Source organism: Cupriavidus sp. 2TAF22 (assembly GCF_052115045.1).
GTDB lineage: Bacteria > Pseudomonadota > Gammaproteobacteria > Burkholderiales > Burkholderiaceae > Cupriavidus.
Map to the genome: position 1 here is coordinate 25,098 of NZ_JBFRFX010000010.1, position 26,517 is coordinate 51,614.

Sequence of the window (26,517 nt, forward strand, 5' to 3'; positions counted from 1 at the left end):
CGACGACCAGACACCACACCGATCCATGAACTCGACTGCTTCCCTGCTCCGCCTGCTCAATCCGCGCTCCGTCGCCATCATCGGCGCATCTGACGATCCCGCGCGCATCGGCGGCAGGCCGATCGCGGCCATGCGCAAGCTGGAATTCGCCGGGCGCATCCTGCCCGTCAACCCGAACCGGCGCGAAGTACAGGGCCTGCCGGCCTATGCCTCGATCGCCGAGCTGCCGGAAGTGCCGGATGTCGCCATCGTGGCGGTGCCCGCCAGCCAGGTGCTGGACACGGTCAGGGCGCTGGGCGAGCGCGGCGTCGGCGCGGCCATCCTCTTCAGCGCAGGCTTTGCCGAAACCGGCGGCCAGGGCATCGTCATGGAAGCGGAGCTGGTGGCCGCCGCGCGCCGCACCGGCATGCGTCTGCTCGGGCCCAACGCGCTGGGACTGATCAATGTCCACAGCGGCTTTGTCGGCAGCTTCGCCTCCAGCCTCACGCTGGGCACCATGCGGCGCGGCGGCGTGGGCATCGCCAGCCAGTCGGGCGCCTACGGCGGCCACCTGGTGTGCGCGGCGCAGGCCGCGGACATCGGCCTGTCCACCATCGTCATGACCGGCAACGAAGCCGACCTGACGCTGGGCGACGCGGTCCGGCTGCTGGTCGACGACCCGCACACCAGGGTGATCGCGCTCTACTCCGAGGGCATCCGGGACGGCGACGGCCTGGTCGCGGCGCTGCAGGCCGCGCGCGCTGCCCGCAAGCCGGTGGTGATGATGAAGGTCGGCCGCAGCGAGGTTGGCAGCGCGGCGGCGCGCTCGCATACCGCCTCCATCGCCGGCGACGATGCCATCGTCGACGCCGTGCTGGCGGAGCTGGGCGTGGTGSGCGCGCGCACCACCGAGGAAATGCTCGACATCGTGCGGCTGGCCACGCGCGGCATCTACCCGGAACACAACACACTGGGCGTGATCACGGTAAGCGGCGGCGCCGGCGTGATCATCTCCGATGCCGCCGAAGACCACGGGCTGCCCATGCCGGAGATGCCGCCCGAGGCGCAGGCCAGGCTGCTCAGCCTGCTGCCGATCTGCTCGCCGCGCAACCCGGTCGACACCACCGCCCAGTTCGTCAACGACCTGTCGCTGATCGAGCCGTTCACGGAGTCGATGGTGGGCGACGGCGGCTACCGGTCGGTACTGGGCTTCTTTACCTATGCCGGCAGCACGCCGGCAGTGGCGCCGCGGCTGATGGAGCAGCTCGCGCAGGTGCGCGCGCGCCATCCGGACCGGCTCTATGTGCTGGTGCTGCTGGGGCCGCACGAGGTCCTGCGCGGCTACGAGGAAGCCGGCTTCACCGTCTTCGAGGACCCGACCCGCGCGGTGGTGGCGATCGCCGCGATGGGCAGGTTCGGCCGTGCGTTCGCGGCGCCTGCACCGGCACCCGCGCCCGTCATCGCCCCGGTGGCACTGCCGGCGGCTACGCCCACCGAAGCGCAGGCCAAGGCCTTGCTTGCCACGGCCGGCATCGCCAGCGTGCCGGAGCGCGCCTGCGAGCTTGCCGAAGGCGCCGTCCTGGCTGCGCGCGAGATCGGCTTTCCCGTGGTGATGAAGATCCTGTCGCCGGACATCCTGCACAAGTCGGAGATCGGTGGCGTCCTGCTCAACGTGCGCGACGAAGACGCGGTGCGCGCCGGCCATGCCACCTTGCTGGCCCGTGCCCGCCAGGCGGCGCCGCACGCGCGCATCGAGGGCGTGCTGGTCGCCAGCCAGGTCAGTGGCGGCGTGGAGTGCATCATGGGGATCAAGCGCGACCCCGTCTTTGGCCCGATCGCCATGTTCGGCCTGGGCGGCGTGTTCGTCGAAGTCCTGAAAGACGTGGTATTCCACCGCTGCCCGTTCGGCGAAGACGTGGCGCAGGCGCTGATCCGCTCGATTCGCGGGGCGCCGCTGCTGACGGGTGCGCGCGGCACACCGCCCGCCGACATTGCCGCGCTGGCACGCACGCTGTCCAGGCTGTCCGCGTTCGCGGTGGCCGCCGGCCCGCGGCTGCAGGCGGTCGACCTCAACCCGGTGTTCGCCATGCCGCAAGGACAAGGCGCGTTCGCCGCCGACGCCGTGATCGATATTGAAACCTCCGCCTGATGTGCGCGCCAAGGCGCCAGGCGCCGCCCGCCCACCCGTCTCAGGCGGGTGTCGGTTGACGGCGAATTAATTAGCATCTCTGCATCGGTCAGTGATTGTGCCGGGCGGACACCGCATTGCACCAGGCCGCGCAGGCATTGCGCGGCAACCAAGACAACGACGCACGGAGACAACCAGATGAATTTCCACATACCCGGAGAATGGGTCGAGTTCGGCGACGCCCTGATCAAGTTCATCGACCGCGAGGTAGCGGCGCTCGAACATGAACATCGCGCGCTGCTTGCCAGCGAGCGCACCATCTACCAGCAAGACGGCCGCTATTGCCAGGAGATCCTCGCCCTGCGCCGCCAGGTGCGGATGCGTTCGGCGGAACTGGGCTTCTATACCGCGCTGAGCGCCGAATCGCTCGGCGGCGGCGGCCTGGGAGCGCAGGCGGCGGCGTATATCCAGGAGCGCCTCAACGCGCACTGCGGGCCGGGGCGCCACCTGGTGCAGACCGTGGTGCTGCCCTCGCCGTTCACCAACGGCCTGTCGCCGGTGCTCAGGCATCTCGACCCCGCCGTCCTGGACCAGTACCGCGAAGCGCTCGCCAGCGGCGACAAGACCATGTGCTTCGGCCTGAGCGAGCCGGACGCCGGCTCCGATGTGTTCGGCATGCGCACCCGCGCCGTGCGCGACGGCGACGGCTGGATCCTCAACGGCACCAAGCAGTGGATCACCAACGCGCCCTATGCCGACTACGCCATGGTCTTCGCCGTCACCGACGAGGAAAAGGCGCGCGCCCACCGCGGCGGCATCACCGGCTTCTTCCTGCCCACCGATACGCCCGGCTTCTCGGTGCCCAGCGTGATCCCGACCATGGGGCACCTCGGCGCGGACATCGGCATCGTCGCGCTGGACAACGTGCGCGTCCCGGACAGCCACCGGCTCGGCCCGGTCGACCGCGGCCTGTCCGTGGCGCTCGACGGCGTGAATGCCGGCCGCCTGAGCATGGCGGCGTCCTGCCTGGGCCTCGCCCAGTGGGCACTGGAGCAGGCGGTGGCCTATTCACAGGTGCGCAAGACCTTCGGCCAGCCGATCGCCGACTACCAGGCAGTCCAGTTCATGCTGGCCGAATGCGCCATGGACATCTACGCTTCAAAGTCAATGATCCGCCACTGCGCCTGGCTGGTGGACGAGGGCCTGCCCGCCACCAAGGAAGTCTCGATCATCAAGGCCTCGTCCACCGAGATGGTGGGCCGCGTGATGGACCGCGCGATCCAGGTCCATGGCGGCATGGGCCTGACCAACGAACTGCGCCTCGAAGAAGGCTACCGCTTCGCGCGCACCATGCGCATCCCGGACGGCACTTCCGAGATCCAGCGCCGCACCATCGCGCGCCGCCTGCTCGAAGGCGACATGGCCTTCTGAGGCCCGCCGCCACGGGCAAACGCCCGGAACACAAGGACACACAAGGAACACACAAGGAACAACGAGGGAAACCCCCTCCAGGAGACAAAGCGATGGCAACCGACCGCCCCGCAAGCCGCGACGTGACCGAACGCCCGTCCGACCCGCTCTGCATCGACAAGGCATTGGCGCGCGATGGCGTGCCCGATTGCCTGCACGTACCGCACACCAGCCTGTTCCAGAACCTGGAAATCGCGGCAAAGCGATTTCCGCACAAGGCGGCCATCCAGTTCTACGGCGCCAGCGTGAGCTACGCCGCCCTGCTGCGCGAGGCCGAGCACATGGCGGGCTACCTGCAGCACAACTGCCGCATCCAGCGCGGCGACCGCGTGCTGCTGTTCAGCCAGAACTGCCCGCAGCTCATCGCCGCCTATTTCGCCATCCTGCGCGCCGACGCGGTGGTGGTCCCGGTCAACGCCATGCTGCTGGAGGACGAACTGCGGCACATCGTCACCGACAGCGGCGCGGTGGCGGCGTTCGCCGCGCACGAACTGGCGGGGCAACTGGCGCCGCTGGCCGGCACCACCTCGCTCAGGCATGTGATTGTCCACGCCTACGGCGATGCGCTGTGCGGCGACGACGCGGGCCTGGCCATCCCCGACTGGCTACGCGCACGCAGCCCCGAGGCCCCGCCCTTCGGCGGCGCCGTGCGCTGGGCGGACGCGCTTGCCCCCGGCCACCTGCCCACGCCACACCTGAGCGGCCCGGACGACCTGTGCATGCTGCCCTACACGTCCGGCACCACCGGCGCGCCCAAGGCCTGCATGCACACCAACCGCACGGTGATGACCTCCGTGGCCGGTTCGCAGCTATGGCGCCGCACCCACGCGGAATCAAGCTTCCTGGCGGTGGCACCGATGTTCCACCTGCTCGGGCTGCAGAACGGCATCAACGGGCCGGTCTACGTCGGCGGCACCATCGTGCTGCTGGCGCGCTGGGACAGCAAGACGGCGGCCCGGCTGATCGAGCGCCATCGCGTGTCCTTCTGGGCGGCCCCGCCGCCGATGCTGGTCGAGTTCTTCGCCCAGCCCGATCTCGGCGCGTATGACCTGCGCAGCCTGGCGGTGGTGGTGGGCGGTGGCGCCGCGGTGCCGGAGGGCACGGCGCGGCTGATGAAGGAGCGCTATGGCCTGCAGTTCGTCGAGGGCTACGGCCTGACGGAGACCGCCTCGTTCCTGCTCGCCAACCCGCTGCACGCGCCGCGCTCCGGGCACCTTGGCGTGCGCACCTATGGCGTGGATGCCCGTATCGTCGACCCCGCGACGCTGGCCGAGCTGCCCATGGGGGAAACCGGCGAGATCGTGGTGCATGGCGCGCAGGTGATGCTGGGCTACTGGCACAAGCCCGAGGCCGACGCCCAGAGCTTCATCGCCATCGACGGCAAGCGATTCTTCCGCACCGGCGACCTCGGCAGCGTCGACGAAGCCGGCTATTTTGTCATGCGCGACCGGCTCAAGCGCATGGTCAACGCCTCCGGCTACAAGGTCTGGCCGGCCGAGGTGGAAGCCATGCTGCACACCCACCCGGCGATCCAGGAGGCCTGCGTGATCGCGGCGCGCGACGCGCATCGCGGCGAAACCGTGAAGGCGGTCATCGTGCTGAAGGCCGGGGTGCGGGACGTCGGCATGGAGGACATCCTCGCCTGGTGCCGGACAAACATGGCGACCTACAAGGCCCCGCGCATCGTCCAGTTCGTCGACCGCCTGCCGCGCTCCGCCACCGGCAAGATCGCCTGGCGCGAGCTGCAGGACCAGGAGATGCAGGGCGCGCCGCTGCCCAACCTGCGGGCCTAGCCGGCCAGCGCACGGCGCAAGCGCCAGGACACGAACGCAGGGACACAAGAAAACCGGAGACTTCCATGGATTCGATTCGCCGCGCGGCCTGGCTGCGCGCTGCCCTCCTCATTGCCGCCGCCTGCCTGCCGGCGGCGGGCGCCGCCCCGGCCCTTGCGCAGGCACAGGCCGGCTTCCCGGACAAGCCGCTTCGCATCGTGGTGCCCGGTCCGGCCGGTGGCGGCACCGACATGCTCGCGCGCGCGCTTGGCGCGGGCCTGGGCAGGAAGCTCGGGCAGCCTGTCGTGGTCGACAACCGGCCGGGGGCATCAGGGATCATCGCCGCCCAGTCGGTGCTGTCCGCCCCGCACGATGGCTACACCATGTATCTCGGCTTTACCTCGATGATCCAGCTGCCGGCGCTGATGCCGGCGATACAGGTCAACTTCGCCAGGGACTTCGCCCCGGTCTCGCTGCTGGCCATCGGCTCCGACCTGCTGGCGGTCTCGTCGAAGCTGCCGGTCAGCTCCGTCGGCGATCTCGTCAGGCTGGCCAAGGCGAGCCCGGGCAAGCTGACGATCGGCTCCTATGGCAACGGCACGTCCGCGCACCTGCACGCGGAGCTGCTCAACAAGCGTGCCGGCATCGACCTGATCCACGTGCCGTACAAGGGCGCGGCGCCGATGCTCTCCGACCTCCTGGCCGGCCAGATCGACGTTGCATTCGTCGACCAGTCGACCGCCAACGCGCAACTGGCCAGCCCAAAGCTGCGCTTCCTGGCGCTGACCGGCACCCAGCGGTTCAAGCCCCTGCCCAAGCTGCCCACCTTCGCCGAACTCGGCTACACGGGTTTCGAGCCGAACGGCTTCATGGCGATGTTCGTGCCGGCGAGCACGCCGGCCCCGGTCGTGCAGAAGCTGTCGCGGGAAATCGCCGCGCAGGTCCAGGGAGCGGACCTGGGCAAGCGCCTGGCGGATATCGGCATGCTGGGCGTGGGCAGCACGTCGGTCGAGCTTGCGGCCATGATGTCGCGCGACGCGCCGCAGTGGGCGCAGGTCGTCAAGGAGTGCCAGATCAAGCTCGAATGAGCCATGCGGCACCCGCCGCCGCGGCAATCGCTAGCGCCTGACCCTGGCCTTGTAGGCATAGCGGTCGCCGCGGAACAGCAATTCCGCGCAGCAAAGCGCATTGCCGCGGATGTCGTACGGCGTGCATCGCAGCCGCAGCAGCGGCGCCCCTTCGGGGACCCCGAGCCGGCGCGCCACATCGCCCGCCGCCGGGATCGCGGCGCTCTCGGTAGCCACCTCGGTGAGACGGTAACCCAGCCGGCTCTCGAAGATCGACATCACGTCGTTGGTTTCGAGATCCTCCTTCACCAACGCACGGATCAGCGTTTCGTCGCCCATGATCATGAACAGGGCGATGGCCTCGTCATCCCACATCCGCAGCGTGGTGGCGCAGAGCAGCGTGTCCGCGCTGTCCAGGCCCAGGGCCTGCGCCGCAAACGCCGGCGCCTTGATCTTGCGCACCGACACCAGCTTTCCGTAGGCAAGCCGCCCGCGCGCCCGCGCGGATTCGTAGAAGCCGGTCAGCGGCCCCAGGTCCGAGGTCTGCGCCGGACGGGTGACGAAACTGCCCTTGCCGTTGACTTTCTCGATCAGGCCGCTGGCATGCAGGCCGGCCAGCGACTGCCTGACCGTGATACGGCTGACGGCGAACTCCGCCATCAGCTCCGCCTCGGACGGTAGCTTGGCGCCCGGCCCCAGCTCGTTGTCGACGATGCGCTGGCGCAGCACGTCTTCGATTTGCCTGAATCTGGGCTGGCTCGGGCTCGGGGGTGGAGTCGAGGTCAAGGTGCGGAATCCTCCTGTTTCGTTCGCTTCGGCGCGGCCGGCGTTGCCGCCGTCTCCGGCCTTCTCCGCATTATACCTATCATGACAGGGCACCATTTTCCCTCTTGACCTGTTATAACAGGTCATGTCAGTATCGCTGCCAGCAAGTGTTCGGCCGAGCGCCCGGCGCGACTGACCCGCCTTCCGCCCGGAAGCGACTCGCCAAGGAATCCGGCTGACGCAAGATCGCGTCAGCCAGTTTGCAACTGCCGGAAAGCCTGTGCCTGTGGTGGCTGCTGGCAGCCCCAAGAAAGAGGAGACACGAGATGCACGCTGCTATTGCCGATACCGCACCCGAAGCACCCGCCATCCAGGCCGACGCCATCAGGGCGGCCGGTGCAGGGAACTGGCCCTTCACCGTCAAGCGCTCCACGCCGAGCATCGGCGCGGAGATCGGCGGGATCGACCTGCGCCAGCCGCTGGACGACGACACCTACCTCGCCCTGCGCCGCGCGCTGGTGCAGTTCAAGGTCCTGTTCTTCCGCGACCAGGACGTCACGCCGGCCCAGCATGTCGCCTTCGCCCGGCGCTTCGGCGAGCTGGAGATCCATCCGGTGTTCCGCCAGCACCCCGACCACCCCGAACTGGTGCTGTTCGACAAGTCCGGCGAGAACCGCGGGCGCGAGAACATCTATCACAGCGACGTGTCCTGGCGCGAGATCCCGGCGATGGGCTCTGTCCTGCGCTGCGTGGAGTGTCCCGAGGTCGGCGGCGACACCATCTGGGTCAATATGGCGCAGGCTTACGCCAACCTGCCCGAGGACGTGAAGGCGCGCATCGCAGAGCTGCAGGCCGTGCATGACATCCTGCCCACCTTCAGCACCGCCATCGCGCCCGAGAAGCGCGACGAAATCCGCAAGCAGTTCCCCCCGGTCACCCATCCGGTGGTGCGCACGCACCCGGAGAGCGGCGAGAAGATCCTCTACGTCAACGAAGCGTTCGTGACGCACCTGGCCAACTACAGCCAGCTGATCGGCTTTCGCATCGGCTCGGACTTCCGGCTCGGCGAGCTGGACCTGCTGCAGTACCTCTACCGCCAGGCCGCGGCGCCGGAGTACCAGGTGCGCCTGAAGTGGGAGCCGAACACCATCGCCTTCTGGGATAACCGCGCCACCCACCACTACGCCGTCCAGGACTATTTCCCGGCGGTGCGCCGGATGATGCGGGCCACCGTCGTCGGCGACCGCCCGTTCTGAACCGGTCCCCGGTCCCCGGTCCCCGGTCCCCGGTCCCCGCGCCCCACCCGCACACCCGCACACCCGGAACACCCGGAACACCCGGAACACCAGGAGAACACCTGTGAAGATGCTGAACACTTTCTATATCAATGGCCAGTGGGTCGCGCCGTCGGCCGGCAGCACGCTGGCGGACATCATCGACCCCGCCACCGAGGCGCCGCTCGGCAAGCTCGCGATGGGCACCGCGGCGGATGCCGACGCCGCTGTCGCGGCGGCGCGGGCCGCGTTCCCGGCCTGGTCGGAATCCAGCCGCGAAGACCGCATCACCCTGCTCGAACGCGTGATCGAGCGCTACCGCGCCCGCCTCGACGACATCGCCGAGGCCGTGCGCGCCGAAATCGGCGCCCCCGTCACGCTGTGCAAGAACCTGCAGGCCCCGATCGGGCTGGCGCAGCTCCAGGCCGCGGTGGAGACGCTGCGCCATTTCGAGTTCGAGACCAGCCATGCCAAGAGCTATGTGCGGCGCGAGGCCATCGGCGTCGCGGCGCTGATCACGCCCTGGAACTGGCCGCTGAACCAGATCGCCGCCAAGGTGGCGCCCGCGCTTGCCGCGGGCTGCACGGTCGTGCTCAAGCCGTCCGAGATCGCGCCGCTCGATGCGATGATCTTCGCCGAGATCATGCACGAGGCCGGCACGCCGCCCGGCGTCTTCAACATGATCTTCGGCGAAGGCCGCACCGTGGGCGCCACGCTCGCCTCCCATGCGGGCGTGGACATGGTATCGATCACCGGATCGACGCGCGCCGGCGTGGAAGTGGCGGTCAGCGCCGCGCCCACGGTCAAGCGCGTGGCCCAGGAACTGGGCGGCAAGTCCGCCCTGYTGATCCTGGACGACGCCGATCTGCAAGCGGCCGTGCGCAGCGGCGTGGCGCAGTGCATGGCCAACTCCGGCCAGACCTGCGTGGCGCCCACGCGCATGCTGGTGCCGCGCGAGCGCTATGAAGAGGCCGTCGCCATCGCCGCTGCCGCCGCCAGCGAGGTGACCGTGGGCGACCCGGCGGATCCGGCCACGAAGATGGGCCCGATCTCCAACCGCGGCCAGTACGAGAAGGTCCAGCGCATGATCGGCATCGGCATCGAGGAAGGCGCACGCCTGGTGGCCGGCGGCCCAGGCCGCCCGCCAGGACTGGAGCGCGGCTTCTTTGCCAGGCCGACCATCTTCGCCGACGTGCGCAACGATATGGCGATCGCGCGCGAGGAGATCTTCGGGCCCGTGCTGGCCATGATCCCGTACGACGGCGAGGAAGACGCCATCGCGATCGCCAACGACAGCGTGTTCGGCCTGGCTGGCTATATCGCCAGCGGCAATCCCGAGCGCGCGCGCCGCGTGGCCGCGCGCCTGCGGGTCGGCTCGGTGCGGATCAACGGCGCCATGCTGGACATCACGGTGCCCTTCGGCGGCTACAAGACCTCCGGCAACGGCCGCGAGTATGGTGCCGAAGGCCTGGCCGAGTTCCTCGAGTGCAAGTCGGTGACGGGCTGAACCGGCCCGCGCCGGATCGCCGCGCCAGCCTGCCGGACGCGCCCGGCGCCTCTGGCGGCTAGCCGCCCGCCTTGCCCCCGAGGCTTCGGTCGTGCGTCGCCGGGGCGACGCCCCCGGTCATGGTCCAGCCCGTGAACGGATCCGAGACGCTCCAGCGCCGGGTCCAGCGCGCGAGGCATGCACGGCACTGGTGCTCCCGGGTCTGGCAGACCACACCCGCGCCGAAACTGCGCCAGCGGACCTCGCCGAGCGGGCGCAGCGAAGCATGGCCATCCGCGCACATCACATCGTGCCGCAGGCTTTCGCAGCGCTGGCAGAGGTCCTGCAAGGACGGCGCCGCCGCGGTGTCTCCGGTCGTGTCCGCCGCCCTGTCCGCCGCCCTGTCCGCGACAGGACCGGCGGCGGAACTGGCAGGCGCCGGCACCGGCGCGCGCGCACCCATTTCAGGAACATAGCCGCGCCGCGCCTGGATCCGCCGCAGGGCCGCCCAGAACAGCGCGCGCAGCGCCTCGGAGCCTTCATCCTGCGCCGCGGCCCGGCACCGTTCAGCGTGATGCTGCATGGCCATGCCGAACTCCGTCGCGGAGGCAAAGCAGATCACCTTCGTGCGGGGATCGCCACGCTCGATCCAGCCATCGAACAAGTCGGCAAGGCGCCGGCCATGGTCTTCCGTACCGTCCCCTGCGCGCTTGAGCGTCAGCTTGCGCGCGAGCCGGCTGCGCTCGCGCACCTGCCGCCGGAGTTCGTCGAGCACCGGCAGCAGCCGCGCGGGGCTGCGCCGCATGTCATGGTCTTCGCGCTGGACGCTGCTCTTGGCATTCACCGGATGCTCCTCGTGGGTCGGATGGCGGCAGCAGGCGGGATCGCTGCCCTTGCGACAGCATTCTGGTTGCAGTGCGGCAAAAATGGAGCCACCCCGATGGAGTGGGGGCCGCGATGGCCCGGCGCATGGCCTGGAGCCGGATGGCGCCCGCCAGGCCGCCTACCCGACCCGGGTAGGTCCGCCCGCGCCCGTGATTTGTTCTACTTTGCTGCAGACGCCGGGCGCTTTCCTCGTCCGGCCCCGACCAATACCGGCAGGACGCCATGTAGCGCCCTGCGCACCGTTCGCAAGGATCAGCAATGGGTGTACTCAGCGGCATTCGCGTAGTGGAATTCGAGGCAATCGGGCCCGGCCCGTTCGGGGCCATGCTGCTGGCCGACATGGGCTCCGACGTGCTGCGCATCGACCGCCCGGTCGCGCCGTCCGATCTCGGTCCCAGGTCGGCCACCGGCAAGCGCGTGGACGTGACCGGGCGCGGCCGGCGCTCGGTCACGCTCGACCTCAAGCAGCCCGAGGCGCGCAATGCCGCGCTGGCGCTGATCGAGCGCGCCGACGTGGTGATCGAGGGCTTCCGCCCCGGCACCATGGAGCGCCTGGGCCTCGGGCCGGAGGTGGCGCTGGCGCGCAACCCGCGCCTGGTCTATGGCCGCATGACCGGCTGGGGCCAGACCGGGCCGCTCGCCGACCGCGCCGGGCACGACCTGAACTACATCGCCCTGTCGGGTGTGCTGTCGGGCATCGGCCGCGCGGGCGAGGCACCGGTGCCGCCGCTGAACCTGGTGGGCGACTACGGCGGCGGCGGCATGCTGCTCGCGCTGGGCGTGGTGGCGGCCCTGCTCAATGTGCAGCGCGGCGGCGCGGGCCAGGTGGTCGATGCCGCCATGATCGAAGGCGCGGCGCAGCTCGGCGCGGTGGTGTGGGGCCTGCTGGCCTCGGGCAACTGGCGCGAGCAACGCGCCAGCAACCTGCTCGACGGCGGCACCCCCTGGTACGACAGCTACCGCACCAGCGACGGCCACTACATGGCGGTGGGCGCGGTCGAGTCGCGCTTCTACGCCGAGTTGCTGGACAAGCTCGGGCTGGCCGACAAGGGCCTGCCCGGGCAACACGACCGCGGCGGCTGGCCGCTCCTGCGGCAGCATTTCGAGGCGGTCTTCCTGACCCGCACGCGCGACGCGTGGTGCGCGGTGTTCGAAGGCAGCGACGCCTGCGTGGCGCCGGTGCTGGCCTTCTCCGAAGCCCCCGACCATCCGCAACACCGCGCACGCGGCAGCTTCGTGGAAGTGGCTGGCGTGGTGCAGCCGGGGCCCGCGCCGCGATTCCTCGGCACGCCATCGGAAATCAACCGCCCCGCCCCCGCGCGTGGCGAGCACGGCGCCGCCGCGCTGCGCGACTGGGGCTTCGATGCACCGGCCGTGGCGCGCTTGCAGGAACTGGGGCTCGGCTTCCTGCCGGATGCCTGAACGCAGGCGCAAGCCGTCCTGACCGGAGAATCAAAACCATGCCTCAGACGCAATCTTCCGCCGCCATCGCGCAGTGCCCCTCAACGTTGGCGCAGCCACCCGCGCAGGACCACGACGTGCCAGCCGGCTTCGAGCCGGTCGGCGGCGCCAGGGGCTTCGCGCGGCTTTGCGGCGGCTTCTACCTGCACGCACAGCGGCCCGTGGTGGGCGTGCGCATCGCCGCAGAGCACCTCAACAACATGGACATCGCGCACGGCGGCTTCCTGGCCATGCTGGCCGACAGTGCCTTCGGCATCGTCATGGTGCGCCGGCTCGGCACGCCGCCGGCGCGCACGCTGCACCTGAGCGTGGACTATCTCGGCCCGGTCCATGCCGGCGACTGGGTCGAAGCGCACGTCGACCTGCTCAAGCAAGGCGCGCGCGTCGCCAATGTGAACTGCCGGGTCATGGTCGGGGAGCGCACCGCTCTGCACGCGGCGGGCGTGTTCTACCTAGGCAGAAGCGACAGCCGCCCCGAGCCGGCGGCAGGCATCCCGCCGCCGGTCCGCGCTCCGTCCTGACCCGGTGCGGCACAGCGGAATCGCCGTTGCGATCCGGCACCCCCTCCCTTCTGGCGGGGGCGTGCGTGCCTGATCTTCCGTAGGCTTGTGTTGCGCCCACCGGGATCGTGAAGCGCGCCGCGGCGCATCGCCCAGCGGCCTCTCAGCTTGTCTCCACTTTGCCGGTGCCTCGATGCCGGCGAGGTTTTCGATCTCCGGCCTGACGGGCGGAGATCCTTTTCCTTTCCCAAGCGCCGGCGTTTCCACGGCACCGCGCACCGTCGCGCACCATCGCGCACCGTCGCGCGCCATCGCGCACGGCCCGCCGGGTTGACCCGGATAGTGGAATCCCGCCCCGCCGACACGGGTGGGTTACAGCCCTCGCCGCATCCCCTAACGTCGCACTCGGGAAGCCCTCCTGACCGGGCCCGGCCAGCGCGCCCGCACTGGCCGGAACCCGGGCGGAATCCGGGCGGAATCCACTCAGCCCAACTCAATTGCGAGGTCATGCCAGATGCGTAAGAAAACCCTGCTTGCCGCTGCCCTTCTTGCCTGGAGCGCCGTCTGCGGCGCGCAAGCCTACCCCACGCGCACCATCACCTTCGTCGTGCCCGGGCCGCCCGGCGGCGCGACCGACGTCATTGCCCGCACGCTGGCCGAAGACATGGGCAAGCGGCTGGGACAGACCATCATCGTCGACAACAAGCCTGGCGCCGCCGGCATGCTGGCCGTGCAGACGCTGACGCGCGCGGCGCCGGACGGCTACACGCTGCTGGTCACGCACTCCACGCCGCTCATGAACACGCCGTACCTCTACTCGCACGTGCCCTACGACGTGCGCCGCGATCTCGCCTTCGTCTCCGAGATCTGCATCGGCCAGATCGTGCTGGTGGTCAACAACAAGGTCCCGGTGAAGAACATGCAGGAGTTCCTTGACTGGGCCGCGCAGAACAAGGGCAAGGTCAGCTACGGCTCGTACGGGGTCGGGAGCATGCCGCATCTGCTGGGCACCTACCTGAACCAGTCGCGCGGACTCGACATGACGCACATCGCCTACAAGGGCGAAGCGCCGATGGTGCAGGACATGCTCGGCGGCAACGTCGCCTGGGCCATCGGCTCGGTCAGCACGCTGGGCCCGCAGATCCAGAGCGGGCGGCTGCGCCCGCTGGCGATCGTCGGCAAGCACCGGGTCAAGGAACTGCCGAACGTGCCGACCCTGCTCGAGGCCGGCCTGAAGGACCAGGAGCTGACCACGCCGGGCTGGGTCGGCCTGGTGGCGCGCGCCGGCACCCCCGCGCCGGTGCTCGCCCGCCTGGAAGCCGAGGCACGCGCCTCGGTCAATTCCGCGCCGATGAAGGAACGCTTCGAGTCGCTCGCGCTGGAGCCGGTGGGCAGCACCGCGCAGGAATTCAAGCGCGACTTCGAGACCTTCGAACCGGTGATGGGGCGCCTCATCAGGTCGACCGGCGTCAAGGCCGACTGATCCGCCGCCCGTCTGCGGCCGCGCGTCAATAGGGACTGACCGCCTGGCCGATTTCCAGCGGGAATAAAACCACGATCACCGCGATTCACTCCTTTTTGGGTGGGTTCGGAAAAAGAGCCCCACGCTCTAATGCCATCACGGGCACGGCAGTGGAGGAAGGTGCCCGGTGCCCTGCATACAACGATAAGGAGAGGACTCAGCATGAAAAGAACACTCGTCGCCATGGCGGCATTGAGCGCAGTGAGCGGCGCGGCATCTGCACAGTCGGGCGTCACCCTCTACGGCGTGATCGACGCATCCGTGGAGTACGTCAACCGGGTGGCCGCCTCGCCCGCGACCCCGACGGTCGGCGGCAGCCGCTTCGCGCAGCCGAGCGTGGGCGGCCTGTCCGCATCGCGCTGGGGCCTGCGCGGCGTGGAAGACCTCGGCGGCGGCAACCAGGCGCTGTTCGTGCTCGAAAGCGGCTTCCAGCCCGATACCGGCGCGCTGCAATCGAACACGCTGTTCTCGCGCCAGTCCTTCGTCGGGCTGCAGAACAACACCTACGGCAAGATCACGCTGGGCCGCCAGTACACCAGCTTCTTCGACGGCCTCGCCAACTTCTCGCCGCTGCGCTTCGCGGCCACCTATGAGCCCGGTATCTGGTGGCTGGGCCTGAACTACCGCGAAAGCAATATGGTCAAGTACACGGGCCAGTTCGGCGGGCTCCAGGCCGTGGCGCATTACTCGTTCGGCACCGGCRTCTCGGTGCTCAATGCCAGCACGGCCCTGGCCAACGGCGGCGCCGGCGAGACGCCGGGACACTTCAGCGACAACACGGCCTTCGGCGGCTCGCTGATGTACCTGAGCAATGGCTTCGGCGCGTCGCTTGCCTACGACGAATGGCGGCCCGCGGTCAACGTCGGGCAGCCAGGCACGGTCCGCAAGGCCGCCGGCGCCCTCAGCTACACCACCGGCCCGCTCAAGTTCACGGGCGGCTACCGCTGGAACAAGGCCGACTTCGCCAGTGGCGGCACGCTCCTGCGTGACGACTACTACTGGGCCGGCGTCAACTACCAGGCCACGCCGGCGCTTGGCTTGTCGCTCGCCTACTTCTATGCGGACGTCAAGTCGCAGCGCGCCACGGCGACCTCGGCGTCGACCAATCCGCCCAATATGCAGCAGTACAGCTTTATCGCCGACTACAACTTCAGCAAGCGCACGGACGTCTACCTGTCGGCGGGCTATGCGCGCAATGGCGGCCTGAGCTTCGACAGCGCGACCACGGCCTACGCGTTCAACTATCCGCAGATGACGGGGCAGAAAGGCATGGTCGGCGTCACGATGGGCGTGCGCCATATCTTCTGAGCGCCTGACCTGAACGCCTGACCGGAGCGCTCGCCGTGAGCGCTTATCGTGAGCGCCTGACCTGGACCGGTACTCAAGCGCCGCGTCCGCGCCGGCTGGCCACAAGACAGCCGGCGCGGGCCTCTGCGGCCCGACATACCCGACACGCCGGGCACACGCCGGTGCCGTCAGCCGGCCCCCGTATGCTGGCCCTGCCGGCGCGCGGCAACGATGGCATCGTAGCGCCGCGACACGCCGAGCTTGGCGAAGATCTGCCTGAGATTCCACTTCACCGTCAGCTCGCTGATATTGAGCGCCAGCGCGATGCGCTTGTTCGACATCGACTGCTCCAGCAGCCCGAGGATCTCCTGCTCGCGGCGGGTCAGGCCCGGCAGCCCTGTCTTGCCCGGCGCGTGCGTCGCGGTGCCGACGCGCTCGCCGCCTGTTGCGGAGGTCGCGGATGTCCCTGATGTGGCGGACGTAGCGGACATGGCGGGCGGCAAGCCCTGCAATCTGGCGAGATAGGCTTGCTGCGTGGCATCGCCCCGCCGACCCAGGCGCCCCAGCAAGCCGCCCACACGCTCGCCTTCATCGAGCAGCGTGCGCACCAGGCCCAGGCGATACGCCGTGGCCACCGCCGACTCCAGGCAAGCGGTAGCCTCGACGTGGCACCCCAGCGCATCCAGCGCCAGGGCCTGCAGGACATCGGAGGTGACCATCATCGCCTCCCTGCCCAGCCCCGTGATCGCAGCGCGCGCCGGTTCGAGCGCCAGCAGCGCGCCCTGCGCCTCGCCCATGGCCAGCGCGAGCCGCGCGCGCGCCAGCGCGGCCATGATCATGGTCTCGCCCGCATGGCCCTGGGCCAGCAGGTCGAGCGCGGCCTGCAGCGACTGCGCGTGCCGCCAGTCGCCTCCCGCGAGCACGATGCGCTGCCGCTCGGACACCATGTGCGCGACCCCGCGCGCAATGCCGCGCCCGCGGAAATGCGCTTCCATGTCGATCAGGTAGGCCACGGCGTCGTGCGGCAGCCCGGCCAGCGCTTCCAGGCGGGCATGGCACCGCGCGGCCCGCAGCACGACATCGGGCGACGACAGCTTGAGCATGTCGAGCCGGTCGGCCAGGGCCAGCCGCGCCGCCTCGGTGTCGTCCCGCTCATACAGGACCACCGCCGCCGTCGCCGCGCAGAAGCAGGCCCCGACCGAACGGCGGCCATGACGGCGCTCCGCATCGGCCAGGGCCTCCGTACTCAGGCGTTCGGCCTGCACGGCATAGCCTTCGAGCAGCAGCGCGCCGGCCGTGGTCGCCCGGGCCATCAGCGCCAGTTCGCCGGTGCCGTTGCGCGCCGCGCTTGCCGCGGCCGAGGCAAGCAGATCGCGCACGTCCGCGTGGCGCCCGCGCGCGGCCAGGCAGCGCAGGGTCAGGCCGAGCCGGATGTGCTCCAGCGCCGCCAGGCCCAGCGGGACGTGATCCAGCGTGGCCAGGATCGCTTCCAGTTGCGCCATGTCATCGCGCTGCAGGGCGATCACGCCACGCAGCAGCCGGCCATGCCGCGAGACGCCAGCGCCGGGGCGGGCCGCCTCGAGTAACGTCATCCATGCCTCGGCCTCGGCGGGCCGCGCCGTCACGGCGCTGGCCCAGCCGGCAAGCAGCAGCAGGCGCGGATGCGGCGCCAGCCGTTCGCACGGCACGGCTTCGATCCATTGGCGGAAGGCCCGCAGCTGGCTCAGGCTGGGCAGGGCCGGCAGCGCGCGCTCCACCAGGCCGGCGACAGCATCGAAATCCTTGCCCAGCAGCGCGTGCGGCACCGCCTCGGCGAAGTCCCCTTGCCGCACGAACCATGCGGCGGCACGGCGATGCAGCGCGGCCACGTCCTCCTGGCCGGCTGCCAGGCGCTGCGCCAGGAATGCGGTAAACATCGGATGGAAGCGGTACCAGTCGCCCGCCTCATCCGTGGGCGAGCACGTGTGCGCGTGCGCGGGCAGCAGGAACGAGCCGTGCGCGTCGATCGCCTCGATCAGCGCCGCGGCGTGGCCGGCGCCCGTGACAAAGGCGGCCAGCGCCGCATTGAAGCGCGGCAGCACCGAGACCGACTGCATGAAGGCGAGCAACTCGCCCGGCAGGCCGGCAAGCACATCCTCCAGCAAGTAGGCATGCAGGCGATCGGCATGGGGCGCCAGTGCGCGCAGGCGAGCGGGATGGCGCTGCCCCTGCTTGAGCGAGGCCGACAGCAGTTGCAGCCCGGCAGGCCAGCCGTCGCTGAGCGAGTGCAGGCGCGTGGCGGCATCCAGGTCCACGCGTGCGTCGCGATGCAATTTCAGGAAGGCGAGTGTTTCCGGATACGAGAATGCCAGGTCGGCGCCGCCCAACTCGCCCAGTTCGCCCAGCGCGCGCAGCCGGCCCAGCAACAGCGCCGGCGCCTTGCGCGATGCGATGACGAGGTGCAGGTTGGGCAGCCGCGCTTCGAGGATGGCCTGCAGCAAGGCCCGGCTGGCGGGGTCGCCGACGCGGTCGAACTCGTCGATCATTACGTACAGTTCTTCGCGCGCGGTGGCCAGCGCCCGGACCAGGCCAGCAGCCAGGCGTTGCGGCGCGGCCTGCGCATCGTCCGGACATGCCGCCTGGGCGCCGGGGCCTGCCGCATGAAGCAAGGCGGCGCGCAGGCCTGCCCACAATGCCTGCGGCGCATCCTCGCCGGCGCATGGCGACAGCCACGCCACGCTGGCGCCTTCGCGGATCAGCTTCTGGCGCCACTGCGCCATCAGGGTTGTCTTGCCGAAGCCGGCACCGGCGGTGATCAGCACGAGCTTGCGCTGGCGCGCGTCGTGCAGGCTGGCGAGCAAGGCTTCGCGCACGATCAGGCGCTTGCCAAGGCGTGGCGGCGCCACTTCGGCAGGGGGAACAGGATGATACCGTTGCATCGGATTTCGGCTCTCGGCAAGACCGTCGGGCGGCACGCGAAGGTACGGCCGGCTTGCCCCGGTGAAGGTCGGGCGTCCCGAAGGTGCGCGTAACCGGGGAGAACGCGCACCTTCGCCGATTGCGCGAAATATATACTAGGGTGGCATTGCGCGAGCCCCTGTCCCGGCTCCCCCACCTGATCCGGGTGGCCCCCGTGGCCGCGCGCGCAGGCCACGCGCAAGCGCGGCGAATCCCGCGCAAAAAAGCGGTGCGCGCCGGCCCCGGCAAGGCCCGGGCCGCGGCAGGTGCGCTGTACAATGCACCATTTCATCTGCGCCTGGCGCTTGCCGGCATGGCCTGCGCCAGGCCAGCAAGAAGGCACCGGTTACCTATGCCGCAAAGTCCCTCCACCCCCGGCGCAAGCCCACTTCCCGGCGCGGCACCGGACGCCACCGGCCAGGCCAAGCTGCAGCCGCCGCGCGACACGGTCAGGGTGCTGGCGCGCGAACGCCTGCTGGCCCAGCTGACCGAGGCGCGGCGCCGGCGCGCGATCGTGCTGCAAGGCCCGGCCGGCTGCGGCAAGACCGCGACGCTGCTGGCGTGGCGCCAGGCCTTGCTGACGCTTGGCTTCGACGTGGCATGGCTGACCCTGTCCGCCGACGACAACGACCTGGCGCGCTTGCTCGATGCCCTGCTGGGCAGCCTGGCCCGGGTCGATCCCGCGATCGTGCGCGAAGCGGCGCTGCTGGGCGGGCGCGGCGTGGACCCCGAAGCGGTCGAGCGCACCGTGCTAGCGCTCGTGCAGGGCATCGCCGCGCATCCGCGCGAACTGGTCCTGGTACTCGACGAACTGCAGCATCTTGCCGACGCGCGGGTCCATGAGGCACTGCAGTGGCTGTTCGACTACGCGCCCGCCAACCTGCATATCGCGCTGGCATCGCGCGGCACCGTGCCGCTCTCGCTCGGCCGCCTGCGTGACCAGGGCCTGGTGCTGGAGCTGGACCAGCGCGACCTGCGCTTCACGCTGGCGGAGTCCGAGCGCTTCCTGAAGGCGCAGCTGAGCGACATCACCACGCGCGACGCGCGCCTGATGCACGAGCTGACCGATGGCTGGGTGGCCGGGCTGCAGTTGTTTGCCACGCGCTGGAAGCGGCGCAAGCAGCTCATCGATGGCGTATCGTCGGCCGACGCCTTCGTGCGCGCCAATGTGCAGGACGCCGGTGCCTTCGCCGACTATTTCGAGCGCGAAGTGCTGGCCCGCCTGGCGCCGGCCGAAGCCGAGCTGCTGGTGCGCGCGGCCGCGTGCCAGCGCTTCAGCGCCTCGCTGTGCGTGGCGCTGGGCGACCAGTCGCAAACCTCGGCCGATGCGGTCGCGCTACTGGCGCGGCTCGACAGCGACAACCTCTTTATCGCCCCGGTCGACGGGCCGGATCGCGAGACCTGGTACCGCCTGCACCCGCTGCTGCGCGAGACCTTGCTGGAGCGCTTCCGCGCGCGCAGCGAAGGCCAGCAGCGTGCCGTGCACGCGGCTGCCTGGCACTGGTTCCGCGCCCATCGCCTGCTGGAGGAGGCGGTGCGCCACGCCGTGCTGGCGGGCGAGACCGCCGCGGCCGCCGACCTGGTGCAGGAACATGCCGGCACGCTCGGCGCGAGGGGCGAACAGCGCAAGCTGATCAGGCTGATGCGCCTGTTGCCGCCCGAGGAAATCCAGGCCCGCATCAAGCTGCGCCTGCTGACCCTGCAGATGCAGACCTTCGCACGCGAGCTGGACGCAGCCGCGGCCAGCATCGAACGCCTGCTTGCCGACATTGCGCCAGACGACCTGCTCGCCCGCTACCGCCTCACCATGCTGCGCTTCGGGCTGGCGGTGCAGCGCGACGACACCGACAGCGCGATGTCCCTGCTGCCGGAGATGCTGCAGACGCCCGCCGGTGTCGAGCCGGCCACCGTGGGCGGGCGCAACAACCTGCTGTCGTGGCTGTACATGCACCTGGGCGAGTACGAGCGCGCGCGCCGCATCCAGGCCGAAGCGCCGCCGCTGCTGGTCGAAGGCACGCCGCTGCTGGGCACCGCCTCCGGCAGCCTGAACGGGCGCTGCGTGGTGGGCTTCAGCTTCGCCCTGGAAGGCAAGATGATCCAGGTCGAGCGCATCTGCCGTGACGTCCTGTACGAAGCGGACAGGGCCGGCAGCGCGGCGGCCGAGCCCGGCTGCTTCGCCGCCGCGCTGCTCGGCGAAGTGCTCTACGAACAAAACGACATCGCTGGCGCGCGCCGGCTGCTGGAAGACCGCGTGGATGTGCTCGAGCGGGTTTCGATTCCGGACTCGGTGCTGCGCGTGCTGATGGTGTTGTCGGCATGCCACTGGGCCGCCGGCCACCGGCTCGATGCATCGGCCTACCTGGAGCGGCTGGAGGAGTACGCCGCACAACTGGGCCTGGACCGCCTGCTGGCCCATAGCCTCGGCGAACAAGTCCGGCGACACCTGTCGAATGGCGACCCGGATGCCGCGCATGCCGCGCTGGCGCGGCTCGATGTCATCGACGCACGCCACCCCCACACGCAGCCAAGCGCACTCGATGAGATCCGCGTGGTGGCCGAGCGCGCGCGCATCCAGCTATGCCTGGCGCACGACGACCTGGCGGGCGCGGCGCAGCGCCTGGCGCCGCTGATCGCCTTGTGCGACGCGCGTGGCTGGCAGCGCCACGTGGCCCAGCTGCAATGGCAGGGCGCGGTGGTGGACTTCCGCCTGGGCATGCCCGAGCCCGCGCGCGACAAGCTGCTGGCGGCCTTGCGCCGGGGCCATCGTCTCGGCCTGGTACGCAGCCTGCTCGATGCGGAGCCGGCGGCACTCGACCTGCTCGGCGCGATCATGCAGGACCAGGCGCTCGATCCCTTGCTGGCCTTCTACGTCGAGCGCCTGTCCTCCGCGCAGGCAGCACAGGCGGCCGGCATGCCCGCCGCGCCTGCCGCACCCGCCGCACCTGCGGTAGCCGGCGCCGGCGGGCTGGCCGCTACCGGCGCGGAAGCGCTTAGCGAGCGCGAGGCCGATGTGGTGCGGCTGCTCGGGCAAGCGCTGCCCAACAAGAAGATCGCGCGCACGCTGGGCCTGTCGCCGGAAACCGTGAAATGGCACCTGCGGAACATTTTCCGCAAGCTCGGTGTCAGCAGCCGCGACGAGGCCGTGGCGCGCGTGCGCGACATGGCACTGGATGCGGACCCGGACGCCGACCTGCCTGGCCAGGGCGGCTGAGCCTGCCGCGCGCGGCGCCCCGGCCCCGCGCCGTTCCCTTCCCCTTTCCCCGCTCCTTTCCTTCTCTTTCCTTCTCCTCCTGGCCGCCGGGCGCCGCCGTCGGCCAGCCGGCGGCGCGTGCCCGCGCATGGCCCGCGCTGGCATGCCCTGACGCCCCGCGCGGCGGCCCGGCCCGTCGGCGATCGTCCCGTTGCCGTGCCCAGGGCCACCCGGGCCGCAGGCGGAACCACCTGACGCGGGTGGTTATGGCGCGCCCCCCCTTGGCGGTAACTTAGCGACATGCCAATACCCGCTGCAATCGCGCGAATCCGCATCGCGAATCCGCATCGATAGCTGGCCCCGGGAACACACAGAGCAAGAACAAACGGCTGGCGCGCACCCGCGCATCCAGCCCAGGAGACAGGTGCAATGAACACTCCAATGGCCGCGCACGCGCCGGCTGCCGCCGACCGTCCCGTCGTTCCCGTCTACCGGCCCGCCGGGCTTCCCGAGCGCCCCACGCTGGTCGAGCGCCGCGACGACGGCACGCTGCTGCTGCGCTGCGCGACCCCGCCCGCCGTCATCCCGCAGCAAGGCCTGGCCGACTTCCTGCCCCAATGGGCGGACCAGCGCGGCGCCAATGCCGCCTTCCGCGAGCGCGATGCGCAGGGGGCCTGGCGCTCGATCAGCTGGACCGAACTGTGGCACCAGGTCCAGGCCGTGGCAGCCGCCCTGCTCGAGCTCGGCCTCGGGCAAGACCGGCCGCTGATGCTGCTGTCAGGCAACTCCATCGAGCAGGCGGTCCTGCTGCTGGCCGCCGAATACGTGGGCGTGCCCGCCGCCGCGGTGTCGCCCGCCTATGCCACCATCAGCCGCGATTTCGCGCGCCTCAAAGGCATTGCCGGGCTGGTGCCGCCGGCGGCGTTCTTCGTCCAGGCAGCCGCGCCCTTCGAGCGCGCCATCGCAGCCCTCGAACGCCCCGAGGCGCAGGTCATCGCGGTGGAGGGCGCGGCGGCCGGCCAGCTTGCCTGGAGCACGTTGACCGCCACCGAGCTGACGCCCGCGCGGCTGGCCGCGCTGGCCAGCGCCCGCGCCGCCATTCGCCCCGCCGACACCGTGCGCGTGCTGTTCACCTCGGGCTCCACCGGCGTACCCAAGGGGGTTGCCATCGCCTACAGCAATCTCGCGGCCGTGACCGCCTACTACGCGAACAACCTCGCCGCCCTCGTCGAGCGGCAGCCGGTGTTCCTCGACTGGCTGCCCTGGCACCATGGCCTGGGCGGCGTGCTCAATTTCACGCGCGCCGTTGCCTTGGGCGCCACCCACCATATCGACGACGGGCGCCCCGTGCCCGGCTTGTTCCAGCGCACCGTGCGCAACCTGCGCGAGGTCTCGCCCACCGTGTTCACCAGCGTGCCGTCCGCCTGGGCCGTGCTGGTCGCCGAGATCGAACGCGACCCGGCGCTCGCGCGCAGCCTGTTCGCCAACGCGGTGATGTTCAGCTATGGCGGCGCCAGCCTGCCGCGCGACGTGTGGCAACGCATCCAGCGCGCGGCCGAACAGACCGTGGGCGAGCGCATTGTCTTTTGCTCCGGCCTGGGCTCCACCGAGACCACCGGCATGGGCGTGTATTGCAGCTGGGCCACCGACGGCGTCGGCAATGTCGGCGTGCCGATGCCGGGCGCCGAAGTCAAGCTGGTGCCGCTCGACGGCGGCGACGGACGTTACGAGATCCGCATGCGCGGCCCCTTCGTCTTTGCCGGCTATGTCAATCGTCCCGACCTCACTGCCGCGGCCTTCGACGAGGAAGGCTACTTCTGCCTGGGCGACGCCGTGCGCCTGGCCGATCCCGCCGATCCGGCCCGCGGCCTGACGTTCGCCGGCCGCGTGGTCGAGGATTTCAAGCTGACCAACGGCACCTGGGTGCGGACCGGCGCGGTGCGCCTGGCACTGGTCGACAAATGCGCGCCGCTGCTGAGCGATGCCGTCGTCTGCGGCCACGATCACGACTACCTGGCCGCGCTGGCCTGGCCCAACCTCGCGGCCTGCCGCGAGCTTGACCCGGCACTGGCCGACCTGGACGCCGAAGCGCTGGTGCGCCACCCGCTGGTGGTGAACACGCTCAGCGAGCGGCTGCGCGCCCAGGGCGGCGGCGCCAGCAGCCTGAGCGTGCAGCGCCTGATGCTGATGGCCGAGCCGCCTTCGATGGATGCCAACGAGATCGCCGACAAAGGCTATGTCAACCAGGCCGCCACCCGCGCGCGCCGCGCCCATCTCGTCGAACAACTGTTCCACCCCGAACCCGCGGCGCACATCGCCTGCGTGCGCTGACACCGTATCGAGCCCCTTACCCCATCTTCCCGGAGCTTTCCATGCAAGTCACCCGTACCGTCTTCCGCGACGACCACGAAATGTTCCGCACCACGGTGCGCCGCTTCCTCGAACGCGAGTGCGTTCCCCACCAGGCCAAATGGGACAAGGCCGGCGTGGTCGACCGCGAAACCTGGCTCAAGGCCGGCCGCGAAGGCCTGCTGTGCATCACGCTGCCGACCGAGTACGGCGGCGGCGGCGGCGACTTCGGCCATTGCGCGATCTACAACGAAGAACTGGCGCGCGCCGGCGTCAGCGGCCTGGGCTTCGGCGTGCATTCCGACATCATTGCCCCGTACATCAACCGCCTGGGCAGCGACGAGCAAAAGCAGCGCTGGCTGCCCAAGGTGTGCTCGGGCGAAGCCATCCTGGCCATCGGCATGACCGAGCCGGGTACCGGCAGCGACCTCAAGGCCGTGCGCACCACCGCCGTGCGCGAAGGCGACGAGTACGTGATCAACGGCAGCAAGACCTTTATCAGCAACGGCCTGAACGCCGACCTGATCATCATGGTGTGCAAGACCGATCCCGGCGCCGGCTCGCGCGGCGTCAGCCTGATCGTGGTGGAAGCGGAGCGCGACGGCTTCCGCCGCGGCCGCAAGCTCGACAAGGTGGGCCAGTACGCGCAGGACACCGCCGAGCTGTTCTTCGACAACGTACGCGTGCCGGTGGCCAACCGCCTCGGCGAAGAAGGCAAGGGCTTTGCCTACCTGATGGGCGAGCTGCCGCAGGAGCGCCTGAGCATCGCCGTGGGCGCCGCCGCCAAGCTGGAAGTGTGCCTCGAGCACACCATCAACTACGTGAAGGACCGCAAGGCCTTCAACCAGACCGTGTGGGACTTCCAGAACACCAAGTTCAAGCTGGCCGACATCAAGGCGCAGGCCGTGGCGGTACGCCTGCTGGTGGACCACTACCTGGCCGAGCACGTGCGCCGCCGCCTGACGCTGGAAGAAGCCGCGATCGCCAAGCTGTATGCCACCGAAGCCCTGGGCCGCGCGCTCGACGAGATGGTGCAGCTGCACGGCGGCTACGGCTACATGCTCGAGTACCCGGTGGCCCGCGCCTTCGTCGATGCGCGCGTGACGCGGATCTATGGCGGCACCAGCGAGGTCATGCGCGACCTGATCTCGCGCAAGCTCTGAACATGCCAGCGCAATCCCAAGCAAGCGAAGGAAGAATGACATGACTCGTAAAGTATTCGTCGCCGGCGTCGGCATGGTCCCGTTCAAGAAGCCCGGCACCAGCGAAACCTATGACACGATGGGCGCGATTGCCATCCGCCAGGCACTGGAGGATGCCGGCATCGACTACGCCGACGTGCAGCAGGCCTATGCCGGCTACGTCTATGGCGATTCCACCTGCGGCCAGAAGGCGCTCTACCAGGTCGGCATGACCGGCATCCCGGTCATCAACGTCAACAACAATTGCGCCACCGGCTCGTCCGCGCTGTTCCTGGCGCGGCAGGCCGTGCAAAGCGGCGTGGTCGACTGCGCACTGGCGGTGGGCTTCGAGTTCATGGTGCCGGGCGCGCTGAAATCCGCCTGGACCGACCGCGCCAGCGCGCTGGAGCGCGCCAACAACCTGGTCGACGAACTGGTCGGGCGCCCCGACGGCCTGAGCAACGCCATCCGCCAGTTCGCCGGCGCCGGCATGGCGCACATGAAGAAGTACGGCACCAGGCTGGAAACCTTCGCCAGGATCCGCGCCAAGGCCAGCCAGCACGCCGCGCGCAATCCGCTGGCGGTATTCCGCAACATCGTGAGCACCGAAGACGTGATGGCCGCGCCGATGCTGTGGGACGGCGTGCTGACGCGCCTGATGGCCTGCCCGCCGACCTGCGGCGGCGCCGCCGCGATCGTGGTCTCGGAAGAATTCGCCCGCAAGCATGGCCTGCGCACCGACGTGCTGATCGCCGCCCAGGCGCTCACCACCGATGTGCCCGCCACCTTCGACACCAGGGACATGATCCGCGTGGTGGGCGCGGAGATGACGCGCTCGGCCGCCAGGAGCGTCTATGAACAGGCCGGCATCGGCCCCGACGATATCGATGTGATCGAGCTGCACGACTGCTTCGCGCAGAACGAGCTGCTGACCTACGAAGGCCTTGGCCTGTGCAAGGAAGGCGAAGGCGAGAAGCTGGTCAACGACGGCGACAACACCTATGGCGGACGCTGGGTCGTCAACCCGTCGGGCGGCCTGCTGTCCAAGGGCCACCCGCTCGGCGCCACCGGCCTCGCCCAGTGCTACGAGATGACCCACCAGATCCGCGGCACCGCCGACCAGCGCCAGGTGGAAGGCGCCAAGGTGGCGCTGTCGCACAACCTGGGCCTGGGCGGCGCGTGCGTCGTCACGGTCTACAAGAAGCACGGATGACGATGCCCGGCGTCCGGCCGCAACTCCCGGACGCCGGACCCCGGACCCCGA

At 70.1% G+C, this 26,517-nt stretch carries 17 protein-coding genes; 14 read left to right on the top strand and 3 right to left on the bottom strand.

The annotated features are described in order from the left end of the window. Positions 1–25: 25 nt before the first annotated feature. The 4 genes from AB4Z48_RS13915 (at position 26) to AB4Z48_RS13930 (ending at position 6,437) form a co-directional block, all read left to right on the top strand. On the top strand, positions 26–2,128 hold the full coding sequence (locus AB4Z48_RS13915; RefSeq protein WP_441614811.1) for an acetate--CoA ligase family protein: 2,103 nt from the start codon (positions 26–28) through the stop codon (positions 2,126–2,128). A gap of 177 nt (positions 2,129–2,305) precedes the next feature. Continuing rightward, positions 2,306–3,538 (top strand): acyl-CoA dehydrogenase family protein, encoded by a 1,233-nt coding sequence (locus AB4Z48_RS13920; protein WP_441614812.1) that lies wholly within the window; start codon positions 2,306–2,308, stop codon positions 3,536–3,538. A gap of 92 nt (positions 3,539–3,630) precedes the next feature. Beyond that, complete coding sequence (locus tag AB4Z48_RS13925; RefSeq protein WP_441614814.1) at positions 3,631–5,370, top strand: long-chain fatty acid--CoA ligase; 1,740 nt, start codon at positions 3,631–3,633, stop codon at positions 5,368–5,370. 65 nt (positions 5,371–5,435) lie between these two features. Next, positions 5,436–6,437: a Bug family tripartite tricarboxylate transporter substrate binding protein gene (locus AB4Z48_RS13930; protein WP_441614815.1), complete on the top strand. Its 1,002-nt coding sequence runs from the start codon at positions 5,436–5,438 to the stop codon at positions 6,435–6,437. A 30-nt stretch (positions 6,438–6,467) separates the two neighbouring features. Here AB4Z48_RS13930 and AB4Z48_RS13935 read toward each other — a convergent pair whose 3' ends face one another. Further along, positions 6,468–7,202 (bottom strand): GntR family transcriptional regulator, encoded by a 735-nt coding sequence (locus tag AB4Z48_RS13935; RefSeq protein ID WP_441614817.1) that lies wholly within the window; start codon positions 7,200–7,202, stop codon positions 6,468–6,470. Between the two features lie 305 nt (positions 7,203–7,507). On the opposite strand from AB4Z48_RS13935, the gene AB4Z48_RS13940 reads away from it, so the two are divergent. Together AB4Z48_RS13940 and AB4Z48_RS13945 are read left to right on the top strand one after the other, a co-directional pair. Further along, positions 7,508–8,437 (top strand): TauD/TfdA dioxygenase family protein, encoded by a 930-nt coding sequence (locus AB4Z48_RS13940; protein ID WP_441614819.1) that lies wholly within the window; start codon positions 7,508–7,510, stop codon positions 8,435–8,437. A 103-nt stretch (positions 8,438–8,540) separates the two neighbouring features. After that, positions 8,541–9,962: an aldehyde dehydrogenase family protein gene (locus AB4Z48_RS13945; protein WP_441614821.1), complete on the top strand. Its 1,422-nt coding sequence runs from the start codon at positions 8,541–8,543 to the stop codon at positions 9,960–9,962. A gap of 58 nt (positions 9,963–10,020) precedes the next feature. On the opposite strand, the gene AB4Z48_RS13950 is transcribed toward AB4Z48_RS13945, so the two are convergent. Beyond that, the gene (locus AB4Z48_RS13950; RefSeq protein WP_441614823.1) at positions 10,021–10,785 is read right to left on the bottom strand and encodes a hypothetical protein; all 765 of its coding nucleotides are present in this window, start codon (positions 10,783–10,785) and stop codon (positions 10,021–10,023) included. Between the two features lie 299 nt (positions 10,786–11,084). Here AB4Z48_RS13950 and AB4Z48_RS13955 point away from each other — a divergent pair, with 299 nt between their 5' ends. The 4 genes from AB4Z48_RS13955 (at position 11,085) to AB4Z48_RS13970 (ending at position 15,617) form a co-directional block, all read left to right on the top strand. After that, positions 11,085–12,248 (top strand): CaiB/BaiF CoA transferase family protein, encoded by a 1,164-nt coding sequence (locus AB4Z48_RS13955; RefSeq protein WP_441614824.1) that lies wholly within the window; start codon positions 11,085–11,087, stop codon positions 12,246–12,248. 38 nt (positions 12,249–12,286) lie between these two features. After that, entirely contained in the window at positions 12,287–12,808 is a 522-nt protein-coding gene (locus AB4Z48_RS13960) for a PaaI family thioesterase (RefSeq protein WP_441614825.1), read from the top strand. 493 nt (positions 12,809–13,301) lie between these two features. Further along, positions 13,302–14,270 carry a Bug family tripartite tricarboxylate transporter substrate binding protein gene (locus AB4Z48_RS13965; RefSeq protein ID WP_441614827.1) on the top strand — a complete coding sequence of 323 codons (969 nt, stop codon included), beginning with the start codon at positions 13,302–13,304 and terminating at the stop codon, positions 14,268–14,270. A 201-nt stretch (positions 14,271–14,471) separates the two neighbouring features. Beyond that, a complete protein-coding gene (locus AB4Z48_RS13970) occupies positions 14,472–15,617 on the top strand; it encodes a porin (RefSeq protein WP_441614829.1) in 1,146 nt (381 codons plus the stop codon). A 167-nt stretch (positions 15,618–15,784) separates the two neighbouring features. Here AB4Z48_RS13970 and AB4Z48_RS13975 read toward each other — a convergent pair whose 3' ends face one another. Further along, complete coding sequence (locus AB4Z48_RS13975) at positions 15,785–18,514, bottom strand: LuxR C-terminal-related transcriptional regulator (RefSeq protein WP_441614831.1); 2,730 nt, start codon at positions 18,512–18,514, stop codon at positions 15,785–15,787. 371 nt (positions 18,515–18,885) lie between these two features. Between AB4Z48_RS13975 and AB4Z48_RS13980 the strand changes: the two genes are divergently transcribed. The 4 genes from AB4Z48_RS13980 to AB4Z48_RS13995 all read left to right on the top strand — a co-directional run bounded on the left by AB4Z48_RS13980 (position 18,886) and on the right by AB4Z48_RS13995 (position 26,466). Next, positions 18,886–21,744 carry a LuxR C-terminal-related transcriptional regulator gene (locus AB4Z48_RS13980; RefSeq protein WP_441614833.1) on the top strand — a complete coding sequence of 953 codons (2,859 nt, stop codon included), beginning with the start codon at positions 18,886–18,888 and terminating at the stop codon, positions 21,742–21,744. A 408-nt stretch (positions 21,745–22,152) separates the two neighbouring features. After that, positions 22,153–24,054: a feruloyl-CoA synthase gene (locus tag AB4Z48_RS13985; RefSeq protein WP_441614835.1), complete on the top strand. Its 1,902-nt coding sequence runs from the start codon at positions 22,153–22,155 to the stop codon at positions 24,052–24,054. A 41-nt stretch (positions 24,055–24,095) separates the two neighbouring features. Further along, positions 24,096–25,235: an acyl-CoA dehydrogenase family protein gene (locus AB4Z48_RS13990; RefSeq protein ID WP_441614837.1), complete on the top strand. Its 1,140-nt coding sequence runs from the start codon at positions 24,096–24,098 to the stop codon at positions 25,233–25,235. Positions 25,236–25,275: 40 nt separating this feature from the next. After that, a complete protein-coding gene (locus tag AB4Z48_RS13995) occupies positions 25,276–26,466 on the top strand; it encodes a lipid-transfer protein (RefSeq protein ID WP_441614839.1) in 1,191 nt (396 codons plus the stop codon). Positions 26,467–26,517 lie beyond the last annotated feature (51 nt).